Below are 11,838 nucleotides of genomic sequence, written 5' to 3' on the forward strand. Positions count from 1 at the left end.
CATACATTAATTCTGCTTGATGTCTATGCGTGGCGCATATATTAATTCGTCATGACTGAGAAAAAGACAGAAAACGTAATCGGCGCACTGGTTCTGGGTTTGGCGGATGCGGTGTTGCGCGAAACAGAAAACCAGGCTCCGGAGAAGGGTCAGGCTGCGGCGGCCATAACGCTGTTGCGGCACGAACCGGGCATGCCCATTGAGCAAATGCGGCGGGCGCTTGGCCTTTCTCATTCCGCCACGGTGCGGTTGGTGGATCGGCTCGTGGCCGATGGCCTTTTCATGAGGCAGCCGAGCGCAAGCGATCGCAGGGCGGTCGCCCTTCACTTAACGGAAGCCGGAGACACGCGCTGCGATGCTATCTTGTCCTCACGCTTCAAGCGCATCGCACGCGCCATGGATGTTCTTACGTCAGTTGAGAAAGAGACCTATCGCCTGCTGACGGAAAAACTGCTCACCAACTTTGTTGAAGACCTCGATCATGCCTATTCAGTTTGCAGGCTTTGCGATTTGAGTTCCTGCCCGAACTGTCCTGTCGTTTGCAGCCTCCAGGCAAAAAATGAGGCATGACAGAGCATGAGAATGCAGCATGGATTTCGCAGGCTTCGAGCGTCAGTGCTTCAAGGAGCGGATCAGCGATTGGAGAGAGGCTGACGTGCCATCATGGCCGCCAACAAGATGGGCCATATTTTCGTCTGCCAACACGCCACGCTGAAGCAATCCTTCGACGACACCGCCCCTGTCTTCTGGTACGTCACCATGTGAAAGCTTTGCGGTCAAATCGAAGCTGGTGATTTCAAGCCGATATCCCTGGATCATCTTTCGCCAGCCCTGCCAGAGATCGGCAGCCAGTTCCTTCGTTTGCCATCCGCCCTGCGGTTCGCTGGCATTCACAAGGTCTTTGATCTGGCGCTGCAGGGCAACATCGTCCATGAATGCAAGCCGCCCATGCATGATCAGGCTGATATAATTATAGGTCGGGGCCGTTCTGCTGCGATTCGAATCTGGATCTGGGAAGCTCGACGTGAACCAACTGGGCGATATTGCCGCCCCGGGTCCCTGAACCAGGATCGTGACTGGCACGCCCACCGTCATGTCGCTGGAAATCGGATTTGCCTTGGCCAAATGGAATTCAAGTGCGCCTGTTGGTGCGTTTCCAGGCCGGAAGGTCAGTGGCGCATGGGCAATACGCGGTCCTTCGGTTCCGTTGATGGATATGGCAGCAAATGGAAATGTTTCGACCAAGGCGCGAAGGAGTGCCGGATCGGTGTGCTTGTATTCTGAATAGTGCATGTTGGGTCCTCGTCTAGTGTACAGAGAATTTTCGGCATCAGATCGAATTCTACAAATCGGCTTGGGTGGGCGACAGCCTTCGCTGCTGCACCCGGGGAAGGCTTTCGCCCAAAATCGCAAGGCTGACACCCAGCAGTGCGATATCTTTGATCAGAAATGATCCGGTAAAATTCAGGAACGGAAAGCCGCCTGAAGAGGCTTCCCAGATCGGCAATGCGAACAGGGTCGAAACGGTTGTCAGGAATATTAGGGCCCCTAGCGCTCCAGCGACGATCCCGGCACGGACCGACTATAGAGACGCAACGAATAAGACGGCTGTGATCAATTCGACGACACCGAGCAAATGGCTGGTGCCCGCAAAACCGAAAGCTGAATACAGCCATGCCAGCCACGGCGTACCGCTGATCAGCGGCTTGAGCGCTTCTACCTCGATCTGGGTGAACTTTAAAATTCCAATCAAGAGCAGGGGGAGTACAACCCCTGCTAGGGAGATGGCTCCACCGGCTTTTAATGTGAAATGATGTGCTGGTTGATATTTTGAGAATTTGGCCGCAGCGGCCTGTGAGGAAAGCGGGTTCATCTTTCAGTCTCCATTTTTCCATCGATACAAGAATATGTATGCATGATGCATATAAACATGAGAGCGAAACAATGTCTATGCATGACGCATATTTATTTATAGGTCATCAAAATTGGTTAGTAGGAGCGCTACTCTCCCATCTCCGCTAAGAATATCTGAAGGATGGGTTATGCTGCGAACTAGGGCCTTTTGGCTCCGCATTAGCATTGATCGGTCATGTTTGAGAACGACCGTCGAACCGTCGAACAAGGTTCTCATATTGTCGCATAAGAGCACCTCGTCTGGTGTCATCAGTGCCGGTCTCGCGCAGCGGCGATCGAGCCTGCATGGCCGTAGAGCGGTCGAGGTCGACTTTAAGGATATTGCCTCAAAAAGTACCCACTATTCGCAGTGGATGACATCGATGTCAAAAAACCTTAAGCGATATTAGAACGGCGTCTCGCGATACCACTTCGTTGATCTTACACAATTTCTCAGTATTGTCGGCGACGCGTGTTCAGTGGTTCGTTTTTTCCGCACACTCGAAATAATGTGGCCGCAGGTTCGGCTTGGTTCAAAGCGTTCGGTACTTTGCCTTCATCCCATCAGGTCTTAAACAGCGCGGAGAGGTCACGCCGTCCGTCCACCACTCGGACGATCTCGACGGTATCAACAGGGCCGTCATCGGCGTCGGGGCTTATCTCATAGAGAATCACATAGGGCGCTTCGACCAACATCCGAGCGGTTCGGAATACTTCCGGGTGACGCTCGCCCAAACGCGGGTGCTCGATCAGCAATTCCGCCTTGCGGCGAAAATTGGCGAAGTACCGCTCAGCGCTGCGCGGTTGCTCTTTCCTCATTTCGATGTAGATGCTCTTTACGTCGGCGCGCGCCTTCAGTGTCCAAAGAAGCTTAACGGGCATGGGGAGCGGCAGACGCTATTTCCTGGCGTGCTTCATCCAACACCGCATCAAAATCCACTTCGACCGCAGGGCCACTAGCCTTGCCTTCTTCCCACATCGCACGTAGCTTGGCGATATCTTCGCTCTTCTGCATCCATTTGGCCGACCAGTCACGCATAGCTTCGCGAACAACTTCGCTTCCGCTAGCATAAGCGCCACTTTTCACCGCGTCACGCAATAACTCGGCGTGTTGGGGTGTCATTGAAACGCTGACCTTTTCAACATTTGGCATAGGTGACCTCCAAAGGCATTTGGTAGTAATTTTTACCACCAAAGGCTCAGAGTGGCAACATCGTTGCAGGGTCTCTTGGCGCACTGCTTCAGCCGCAAGGTCGCTACGGAGACGGCTTGACGGAAGTTGAAATTACGTGCCGCGGGTTCGGTTCCGTTCAAGAGCAGGCTATTACGTCTCTTGCTCAAATTGATTACGCGTCTGGCCAAAAATCTTCCGCTGGTCGTCGGCGGTGGCGAAAGTTGGCTTCTTGTCCTAGCCGGTCGAAGAGCCGCGCCGCCGTCAACCCAATCGCAAGAAAAACGGGGCGGCCAGCTGCACTAACCAAATCATCGGCTCTGGCCATCGCAGACACGCAGCAAATGTGGCTCCCGCGACGGAAGCCGCAAGGGCCAGCAAGAGACTGAACACGGCACCTGAAGAGATAGCTACGATCAAAGCGAGAGTCACAACTATAAGATAGACAACACTGAACATAGGTCTTTCCCGGACTGGCGGCTAACCGTCCACCGCGGCTTCCGTAGCTGCTGCGGGCAGCGGTCATTCTACAGAATATGTGATCCGCGTTAACAGCCTGATACTGTGGGCCCTGGCAACCCCACATATTAAGTGACAAGGATTGAAAATACCGTCAACGGGTTGCCTCATTTATTTTCCCATCCCTTTGGTAGAAGCAATGCCGCAGCAAGAAGCTGGTCGCGATCTCGCAGGCCTTCATTGTAGAGCCTGGCCACTGATACCGTTAGCCTCCCAATCGCGGACGGCTCTCGAACGAGACCTTGCGCACGGGCGACCTCCTTGACGATACTGGCACACAGACGTGCATCTTCTCTTGAGATGAGCTCAGGCATTTCCTACCTCTCAAATTGCCCCCCAGACCGGGGCGGGACTGTAAACTATTTAGAAGTTCAGGTTGGCGCAGGCCGACAATGCGGGAATTGCTGACCTGTCGATCGGATATCAGGTCGTCGCACAAATGATCAATCCCTTGGAGCCGGACCTCGGGTTGTTTCAGTTCAAGCCGGTTGGCTATGCCAGTGGATCGGTTCGGATTTGGCAGATCATAGCGCAAGGCGCCTGTACTCATCTTCGCTTTGGCCGCTATCCGCATGATATTAAAGATGTTTCGAGCCGCATTGACCCTCAACTACGAACGTGGACAGCACCTCTTACGGACGCTCATTGCACGCTAGGGAACCTGGTGATTTGGAGCGAAGGAAAAGAGGATCGTTAACTCTGTCCATTCCCTCAGGCTTAACCCAGATGCTGTAGGGTTTGTCCAACGAAAGGGCAGATGGCGCATGATTAGGCAGTCACAATGGTTCGCGAAATGGGGCCTCCCGGCAAGCGTGTCCGCTTTGGTTGGAGCGATGTTACTCGGCACCCTTTACTGGTCTGCCGCCGAAATTGACGAGGTCGCCGCGGAACGGCAGAAGGGTTTGGCCACCCTCATCGTTTCAAAAATCCGATCTTCGGTCGCTCACGATCAAGAGAGTGCCACCGTGTGGGACGACGCCGTCATCAGAACTAAGGACCGTGATCAGGATTGGCTTAACGTGAACCTTGGGCAGTGGATGAACACCTACTTCAGCCATGATGCCGCCGTCGTGCTTTCTGCCAATGGGCTGCCCATCTACCAATATATTTCAAAATCAGCCAGCGAGGTGTCACAGGAAGACCTTCGCCTGGCTTATAGTCCGCTGGCGAAACGGCTCCGTGAAAGGCTGGCTGCAGGAGACCATGAGGGCGTTTCGGACAAGGTCCTGTCAATCGGCGAGAGTGATCTGACCTATGTAGGGGAACGACCTGCTGTGGTCAGTGTCAAACCTATTGTGTCTGACACAGGCGAGATCGAGCAGCGGGCGGGCGAAGAAAACCAGCATGTCGCGGTACGGTTTTTGGATCGAGACTTCCCGTCTGAAATAGGTAGCGAATACCAGTTCGCCGAGATGCAGTTCACAACGGAGATGCCACGCGACAAGCGCCACTCCCATATCGCTCTCACCTCGAAGTCTGGAAAGGTGATAGGGTACTTTAACTGGCATCCATTTGAACCGGGCAGGAGCGTTTTGCAGGCAACCCTCCCGGTTATCGGACTTTCCGTCATTGGCATATTCATCGCCGCCAGCCTGGCCGGGCATGGAATCTGGCGACGCTCGGTTAAACTCAATTCCAATCGCCGGGAACTTCAACATTTGGCGCTTCGCGACACTTTGACGGGCCTCGCGAACAGGGGTTATTTTAATAATGAGCTCGCGGGGCGCCTGAGGAAAGCATTGCCTGAGGACGTGTGCAGCGTACTCTTCATTGACCTCGACCGGTTCAAAGCGGTCAACGACACATATGGACATCCAACCGGTGATAAGCTGATTTCTCTCGTTGCTGCGAGAATGAGGGAAATTCTCCCGGACGCTTTGATCGGACGGATCGGAGGCGACGAATTCACCGTCTTGCTCGAGAGGACGAACGCCGACGAGGTCGTCGCCGTCGCAGACAAAATCGTCGCGTGCCTGCGCGAGCCTTTTGAGATCGACGGAGTATATGGCTCCATTGGTGCGAGCGTCGGTGCGGCGATCGCAACAGGTGTAAACGTGGATCCTGTCGAGCTGACGAGGAAGGCGGATATCGCGCTCTATCACGCAAAAGCTGCGGGACGGAATACATATGCATTATTTGGCGATCATATGGACGAACTTCTCCGCACCCGCCGAAAACTGGAGCATGATCTTCGCGAGGCATTGTCAACGGGGACGCAGATTGAGGTTGTGTACCAGCCGGTCTACTGTGCTGACAGCTCGCAACCTTGCTCGGTCGAGGCGCTGGCGCGGTGGAAACATCCAGAGCTAGGCTCTATCGCTCCGGATATGTTTATCCCGCTTGCAGAGGAGATTGGCGTGATCAACAAGATTGGCGCTCATGTCTTGGAGGACGCGTGCAGCCTGATCGCCGGGTTGCCTCCCATCAGTGTCGCCGTGAATGCATCCGCCTCCGAACTCGCTTCTGCTGGCTACCCACTGCGGGTTCTTTCTACCCTGGCCAAATGGGGGATCGAGCCGGCTCGATTGGAAATCGAGATAACAGAAAGCTTGGCCATTGATAGTGAGGAAGAGACCGAGCGAAACATCGCGATGCTGAGAGAGGCAGGGGTAAGATTTGCAATCGATGATTTTGGCACCGGGTACTCGTCGTTCTCAAGAGTTCAGAACGTGACTGTTGACAGGCTCAAGATCGACAAATCGTTTATCGCCGGGATGGGCGAGGGCCGGAACAGCGCGATTGTCGAAGCGATCATCAAGATGGCGCGTGCAAACGGGCTCCGGACAACGGCCGAAGGGGTTGAAACCAACCAGCAGAGAGATGCGCTGAAATCGTTGGGCTGCGATAACATCCAGGGTTTTCTGATGTCGCGCCCAATAGGACGAGCAGAAGTTACGGCGCTTCTGCAGATGTTCGCATTAAGACCAAGCAGGGCCGACTCGTCGACCGCTTGCTAAGTCGCAGCGGAAATGAATGCCGAGGTGCATCGTCGCTGGTAGCTTTGCGTGGAGGCAGCATCATCGGTCCTAACGGGAAATGAAAGGATCTATCTGTCCTGAGAAGTAGCCGGCGTGCGGCGTGGCATTGATGGCCTGTCGCGTTCGTTGAGACGGCGATCAAGGAGGCGCTTAGCTCTGGCGCGATCTTCAGATTCCGCAGGAAGCGCGCCTATAGTTGAGCCAATTCGCAAGAGAGGCACGGGTAACACAGAAATCTTGGGGCGTTTGGTGGGGTTAAAATGCCTCATCAGGGTCTCTAACCGTTTCGCCAAAGGCCGCCAGGGTGTGGCACCCTTTGCAGAAGCCGCAATGTAATCTGCTGGACTGGAAGTTATCGGTCGCAAGAAGTCGTATTGACCCACAAAGTCATTTTGCTGAAATTACGCCATGAGCCGGTTCGAAAAACGAAAAAACATTCATGATGAATTTTGGACCGTCATCGACTCTGTCACGGTAAGTCCGGCTACAGTCGATGACCTTCCTATTGATGCGCTGACAGAGGACGAGGCAGACGAGATGATCGTACTTCTCGAAGCCCACCATATTCAAACTGACGGACCGGTAAAATAATCGATTCCCCACTCGAACGGTGACGCCATGCCAATGTATTTTTTCCGTGTCCACGATGAAGACGGCGAGATGATCGACGAGCACGTTGCTGAATTTGCGAATGACAAAAATGCGTGTGTAGAGGCGATGAAGACTGCGCGAGAACTGGCCGCGGACAGAATGATTAACGGTGACGACCTAAACGGAATCTATTTTGAGATTGCGCGCTCGGATGGGTCTTCAATGGACAGGATACTGTTGAATTCGGTGTCGAGAGGTGTGATTGCTGAAGACGCCTGACGCGCCCCCGCTCGACCCCATTCAGCCTCTCACCTATATTTAACTCGGACCGATTGTTATGGCACCCGTTCGAGAGCGCCTACGATCTTAGCTTCTTTACGAGAATGACCAGGGATAAAAAGAAACAAGCGGAATTTGTCAAGATGATAGGCCATTCGGTGCGCATCACCCCGAATGCGGTCCAGAGCGCAAATCCTGTAACCGTGAGACAGTACATTCCTGTTGAGATTGCTTTCGTATCGTCGGTCCTGACAACCTTGTAGACCTGTGGAACGAAGCTTGAGACCGAACACATCGAGGCAAGGTATCCGACCAACAGAGCGGTATCCAATGAATGTTTCCTTCGTGCAGATGCTGCTATTGTGAGCGCCAGCAGGCGGCCCCTCATGACTAGTTTCGATAGTATCGACCCATTGTTGCTCTGACGAATGTCGTCCACGGCTAAGTCGTCTCTTCGTGTTTTCGGATGGCCAGTATTTCCGAACCATCAGGCGATGCGCGGGTTTGCATCATAAGCTCGTATTCTCGGACGGCTTGCTGCCAGTGTTCGTGATCGTGTCCGTTTATCTGCCCGTTTTCTTCCCAAAGTGCATATGCGTGATCCAGATATCCCTTTTCTCGTTCATTTGTGCTGCTCGGGTCTCTTTGTTGATATTCAAGCCGGACTGGCAGGCCTTTCAACGGCAGTGGTGGACCTGTTTCCCGCCAGCGCAGAAGCCGTGGTCCAGCCGCGCGACACGTTTGTCAGGGGTGTTTGGGACCGAGGCGGACGTCTTCGACGGGTGCGCTGATTTTTCGAGATGCTGATTGTTGCCTAAAACTTATGTCACGCGAGATATCCTCACTTGTATGCCTCAGATAAATCCTAGTTGACCTGACGTCAGTCCGAAATTCCAAATCGCAATAGTTGCAACTCTGCCTAGTAATTGGGCGCATTGAGTTTTTCGTGTGCAAAAATAACCAAATTTCAATGGTTTATTTTTATATGACTGAAGCAGTTCCCAGCAGACACGCTTTCATCATCAGAGGCCAAAAGTGAGCATATTCGGCAGTCTAAAAATCAGGACGCGCATCATTATCGTTGCCGCCATCCCCACGATCGCCTTGGTTGGCGCAGCCTTGCAAGACAATGTCAAGCGATTGCAAACTGCATCTGAGGCACGGTCGGTGGCAGAAATTGCTTCGATGGCCCCTGTCTTGGGTGCCACAATCCATGAGGTTCAAAAGGAACGTGGAGCTTCCGCCGGTTTTGTAGGTGCTCGTGGACAAGGCGAGTTCGGCCCGCTTCTTGAAAAGCAAAGGGGTGCTGCAGACGCGGCAATCCAGCGTTTCATCGCGCTTGGTCTAACAGACGAAGATAACGATATGGCACCTGCTTTGAAAGAACTTGCTGCCACCGCTCAGGCCAAACTCGATAAGCTTAAAGCAATGCGGCAGGATGTAACGTCTCTCAAGGCTGGTGTGCCCGATCTCGCTGCATATTTTGCCGATACTATCGGTAGCCTCATCAAGATCATTGAATCGATGAGTTCCCTGACGACAGACAGCACTATATCCAACAGAATTGTCGCTTACTCGGCCCTTCTGCAAGGGAAGGAAAGGGCAGGCCAAGAGCGTACGATTGGAACTGCGGCTTTTACATCCGGCAGCTTCAACCCAGAAAGCTATCCGCTTTTCGTAAGATTCGGTGCAATGCAAAATGTCTATTTCTCTGATTTCAACAGCTATGCGGGCGCAGACCAGCGCGCAGCTTTGCAAGATGCATTGAGCAGTGATGCAGGCAAACTCGTCGAAAGCCAACGCAAGATTGCGATGGCTAGTCCGTTCGGAGGACAACTGAACAGCGTAAGCGGAGAAGAATGGTACAAAGCTTCGACCAATCGTATCAATGCACTGAAAACTGTCGAAGACAAAACAGGCCTCGACTTGCGCGATTACGCCGCAGCGTCTGCTGCGCAACAGCACAACAGCCTTCTCATCTCCTTGGCAATATCCGCAGGCGTTCTTGCACTCGTCGCGGTGCTTGCAACAATCGTGACACGTTCCATTACGAACCCGGTGACCCGCATTGTGAAAACGATGCGCGAACTGGCGGATGGCCATGCGGAAGCCGAATTGAGCGTCGTTGCCGACCGCAGTGAAATTGGCGACATGGTGAAATCCGTGGCCGTGTTCAAAACCAATGCGCAGGAACGGTCGAAATTGGAAGCCGAGGCGCAGGCCAACCGCACGCTGTCTGAACGAGAACGGCTGGAGCAGCAAGAAAGAGAAGCAGCCGAAAGTGCAGAAGTTCAATTCGCGGTCGATACACTCGCTGCAGGCCTCGGCGCGATGGCCAACGGCACGTTGAACTACCGCATCAACCAGTCCTTTGCGACCCGTCTCGATAAAATCCGGGTGGATTTCAACGGTGCAATCGAGCGTCTTGAGGATGCCATCGTCAATGTGAGCGGCAATGCGCAGGCCATTTCCGCTGGATCCAACCAAATCCGCGCCTCGGCTGACGATCTTGCCAAGCGCACAGAACAACAGGCAGCATCTGTCGAAGAGACGGCCGCTGCGCTGGAACAGATTACTACAACCGTTGCCGATACCAGCCGCCGTGCTGAAGAGGCCGGTCGTCTCGTAACCAAAACGCGCGAAAATGCAGAACATTCCGGCACGGTAGTGACGAAAGCCATCAATGCGATGAATGCGATTGAGAAGTCGTCCAACGAAATCTCCAACATCATCGGCGTTATCGATGAGATTGCATTCCAAACAAACCTGCTTGCCCTGAATGCGGGCGTGGAGGCGGCCAGAGCGGGCGAGGCAGGCAAGGGCTTTGCCGTGGTTGCCCAGGAAGTTCGTGAACTCGCACAACGTTCGGCCAGTGCGGCAAAAGACATCAAGGCACTGATTGCGAAATCAGGAGATCACGTCAAAAGCGGCGTTGGTCTTGTCGCACAAACGGGGGAATCGCTCGGCAAGATTGTCGAGCAGGTGAAAGAAATCAGCGTTAACGTATTGTCTATTGTTGAAGCATCCCGCGAACAGACGACCGGCATCAAGGAGATCAATCGGGCTGTGTCACAGATGGACCAGGGCACCCAGCAAAATGCGGCGATGGTGGAGGAATCTACGGCCGCGAGCCATGCACTCGCACGAGAAGCCGATGCCTTGTTTGTTCTGGTCGGAAAATTCGAGACAGATGCCAGAGCAAAGTCTGCATTCTCGTCCACATCAGGTCGGCAGCCGGATCAAAAACGGTCGCCTGCCCGGCAATTACTGAACCGGGTGAGTTCGTCATTTTCCGGCAATGCAGCTCTTAAAACCAAAAGCTGGGAAGAGTTCTAAGAAAAACCGGCTTTGACGGACTTCGATCAGGTCACCTCCCTTCGAGGAATGGAGGTGACCTGTTACCTATTCCTTGCAATCGCAATGTGGCGATCAAAGCCAAGGGTTTCCGCGCGAGACGCCTTCCGGTTCGGCAATAACTATATAGGAAATTTCTGATGAAGCTTGGCCGTAGGCAGCCATCTTTCCCCCGGTGGGAAGCTCACATCAAGTGAAAAAAAGCGAAGCCATAATCTCAAATTAATGCAGGGCTATCTTGTTGAAAGTGTTGGGACTGGGATCTTACGATTAAATGCAGAACGACAGCGCGGTAGAGATCACATATGCGCCGCAAGCTGCGCAATCTTGACGGTCGCATCGTATCCGACGCCGTTGGACATAATGGTGATGCTGTCTTTGTTCTTGAACATGTACACCGAGTAGAAATTCGTAGGATTTTCGGCGATTTTCAAGCCCCAGGCACTTTCGCCTAACGCAGGGATTTCCACGAGCTCCCCGGGCTTGTTCTCGGCCTTTATGACTTCGATACCCTGATCGAAATAAGCCCGTTCCGCTCCAGCGGGGATACCAAGGCTTTCGCCCTTGAAATACATGACCTTTACATAGGCACCTGATGTGCTGCCTTTCCAAGAACAAAAGCCGTTATTGGTCTCCCGTATACGTGCAGGAGCACCAACGAATTGCTCCATATCGGCCGCAGGCACCTTCAGGCAAGCCGGCTCGTTGGGATTGACCGACACCTCTGGTGTTTTTGATCCGTCCGCCGCTATGGCCGCCGTGGCTATGCTAAAACCCAATAATGCTAGTCCGGCATATCTGCGCATAGCTTATCTTTCGGTTCAACTTGAACTTGAATGGTGACTTTTTACTCGCGAGGGCTAATTTTTAGGCAATTCTATCCAGTTATTTATAATTCATAAACAGATTGCCCCTAGATTTAACGGGTGCGCCCATGATTGTCCAATCCGCGGCGAGTTGAGGATGGGGATCCTCAGCGAAGCATCATCCTGCCAGACAGCCCCAAACAGTTGCCGAATTATCGAGAGACGTGCGTCTCTATTGCCTGGTTGA

At 53.3% G+C, this 11,838-nt stretch carries 13 protein-coding genes and 1 pseudogene; 6 read left to right on the top strand and 8 right to left on the bottom strand.

All coding sequences use genetic code 11. The features are described from left to right. Positions 1-51: 51 nt before the first annotated feature. A complete protein-coding gene (locus RMR21_RS22975; protein WP_498672188.1) occupies positions 52-570 on the top strand; it encodes a MarR family winged helix-turn-helix transcriptional regulator in 519 nt (172 codons plus the stop codon). Positions 571-612: 42 nt separating this feature from the next. On the opposite strand, the gene RMR21_RS22980 is transcribed toward RMR21_RS22975, so the two are convergent. The 5 genes and pseudogenes from RMR21_RS22980 to RMR21_RS23000 form a co-directional block, all read right to left on the bottom strand. Further along, the gene (locus tag RMR21_RS22980; protein WP_498672189.1) at positions 613-1,293 is read right to left on the bottom strand and encodes an FMN-binding negative transcriptional regulator; all 681 of its coding nucleotides are present in this window, start codon (positions 1,291-1,293) and stop codon (positions 613-615) included. Between the two features lie 49 nt (positions 1,294-1,342). Continuing rightward, positions 1,343-1,873, bottom strand: a pseudogene (locus RMR21_RS22985) (DUF417 family protein). Positions 1,874-2,457: 584 nt separating this feature from the next. Beyond that, positions 2,458-2,775 carry a type II toxin-antitoxin system RelE/ParE family toxin gene (locus RMR21_RS22990; protein ID WP_498672191.1) on the bottom strand — a complete coding sequence of 106 codons (318 nt, stop codon included), beginning with the start codon at positions 2,773-2,775 and terminating at the stop codon, positions 2,458-2,460. Beyond that, positions 2,765-3,046, bottom strand: coding sequence for a type II toxin-antitoxin system ParD family antitoxin (locus RMR21_RS22995; protein WP_192067401.1), 282 nt, complete (start codon positions 3,044-3,046; stop codon positions 2,765-2,767). Before RMR21_RS22995 ends, RMR21_RS22990 begins: the two co-directional genes overlap by 11 nt. Positions 3,047-3,690: 644 nt before the next feature. Beyond that, entirely contained in the window at positions 3,691-3,897 is a 207-nt protein-coding gene (locus RMR21_RS23000) for a hypothetical protein (protein ID WP_498672192.1), read from the bottom strand. Positions 3,898-3,959: 62 nt separating this feature from the next. Between RMR21_RS23000 and RMR21_RS23005 the strand changes: the two genes are divergently transcribed. The 4 genes from RMR21_RS23005 (at position 3,960) to RMR21_RS23020 (ending at position 7,431) form a co-directional block, all read left to right on the top strand. After that, on the top strand, positions 3,960-4,280 hold the full coding sequence (locus RMR21_RS23005; protein WP_498672193.1) for a hypothetical protein: 321 nt from the start codon (positions 3,960-3,962) through the stop codon (positions 4,278-4,280). A gap of 136 nt (positions 4,281-4,416) precedes the next feature. Beyond that, positions 4,417-6,540 carry a putative bifunctional diguanylate cyclase/phosphodiesterase gene (locus RMR21_RS23010; RefSeq protein ID WP_498672195.1) on the top strand — a complete coding sequence of 708 codons (2,124 nt, stop codon included), beginning with the start codon at positions 4,417-4,419 and terminating at the stop codon, positions 6,538-6,540. 429 nt (positions 6,541-6,969) lie between these two features. Further along, a complete protein-coding gene (locus RMR21_RS23015; protein WP_498672197.1) occupies positions 6,970-7,152 on the top strand; it encodes a hypothetical protein in 183 nt (60 codons plus the stop codon). Between the two features lie 27 nt (positions 7,153-7,179). Next, positions 7,180-7,431 carry a DUF6894 family protein gene (locus RMR21_RS23020; RefSeq protein ID WP_498672198.1) on the top strand — a complete coding sequence of 84 codons (252 nt, stop codon included), beginning with the start codon at positions 7,180-7,182 and terminating at the stop codon, positions 7,429-7,431. A 79-nt stretch (positions 7,432-7,510) separates the two neighbouring features. Here the strand turns inward: RMR21_RS23020 and RMR21_RS23025 are convergent, their stop codons facing one another. Further along, the gene (locus RMR21_RS23025) at positions 7,511-7,819 is read right to left on the bottom strand and encodes a SemiSWEET family sugar transporter (RefSeq protein WP_280174250.1); all 309 of its coding nucleotides are present in this window, start codon (positions 7,817-7,819) and stop codon (positions 7,511-7,513) included. A gap of 53 nt (positions 7,820-7,872) precedes the next feature. Then, entirely contained in the window at positions 7,873-8,112 is a 240-nt protein-coding gene (locus RMR21_RS23030) for a DUF2934 domain-containing protein (protein ID WP_498672200.1), read from the bottom strand. A 354-nt stretch (positions 8,113-8,466) separates the two neighbouring features. On the opposite strand from RMR21_RS23030, the gene RMR21_RS23035 reads away from it, so the two are divergent. Beyond that, positions 8,467-10,767 carry a methyl-accepting chemotaxis protein gene (locus RMR21_RS23035; protein ID WP_498672202.1) on the top strand — a complete coding sequence of 767 codons (2,301 nt, stop codon included), beginning with the start codon at positions 8,467-8,469 and terminating at the stop codon, positions 10,765-10,767. Positions 10,768-11,084: 317 nt separating this feature from the next. On the opposite strand, the gene RMR21_RS23040 is transcribed toward RMR21_RS23035, so the two are convergent. Further along, on the bottom strand, positions 11,085-11,591 hold the full coding sequence (locus RMR21_RS23040) for a hypothetical protein (protein ID WP_498672204.1): 507 nt from the start codon (positions 11,589-11,591) through the stop codon (positions 11,085-11,087). Between the last annotated feature and the right edge of the window lie 247 nt (positions 11,592-11,838).

This window comes from Agrobacterium sp. rho-8.1 (genome assembly GCF_033957725.1).
GTDB lineage: Bacteria > Pseudomonadota > Alphaproteobacteria > Rhizobiales > Rhizobiaceae > Agrobacterium.

Excerpts from the sequence above, each read along its gene's own strand:
- RMR21_RS22975 (WP_498672188.1), top strand. The coding sequence starts at position 52 with ATGACTGAGAAAAAGACAGAAAACGTAATCGGCGCACTGGTTCTGGGT.
- RMR21_RS22980 (WP_498672189.1), bottom strand. The coding sequence starts at position 1,293 with ATGCACTATTCAGAATACAAGCACACCGATCCGGCACTCCTTCGCGCC.
- RMR21_RS22990 (WP_498672191.1), bottom strand. The coding sequence starts at position 2,775 with ATGCCCGTTAAGCTTCTTTGGACACTGAAGGCGCGCGCCGACGTAAAG.
- RMR21_RS22995 (WP_192067401.1), bottom strand. The coding sequence starts at position 3,046 with ATGCCAAATGTTGAAAAGGTCAGCGTTTCAATGACACCCCAACACGCC.
- RMR21_RS23000 (WP_498672192.1), bottom strand. The coding sequence starts at position 3,897 with ATGCCTGAGCTCATCTCAAGAGAAGATGCACGTCTGTGTGCCAGTATC.
- RMR21_RS23010 (WP_498672195.1), top strand. The coding sequence starts at position 4,417 with ATGTTACTCGGCACCCTTTACTGGTCTGCCGCCGAAATTGACGAGGTC.
- RMR21_RS23015 (WP_498672197.1), top strand. The coding sequence starts at position 6,970 with ATGAGCCGGTTCGAAAAACGAAAAAACATTCATGATGAATTTTGGACC.
- RMR21_RS23020 (WP_498672198.1), top strand. The coding sequence starts at position 7,180 with ATGCCAATGTATTTTTTCCGTGTCCACGATGAAGACGGCGAGATGATC.
- RMR21_RS23025 (WP_280174250.1), bottom strand. The coding sequence starts at position 7,819 with ATGAGGGGCCGCCTGCTGGCGCTCACAATAGCAGCATCTGCACGAAGG.
- RMR21_RS23040 (WP_498672204.1), bottom strand. The coding sequence starts at position 11,591 with ATGCGCAGATATGCCGGACTAGCATTATTGGGTTTTAGCATAGCCACG.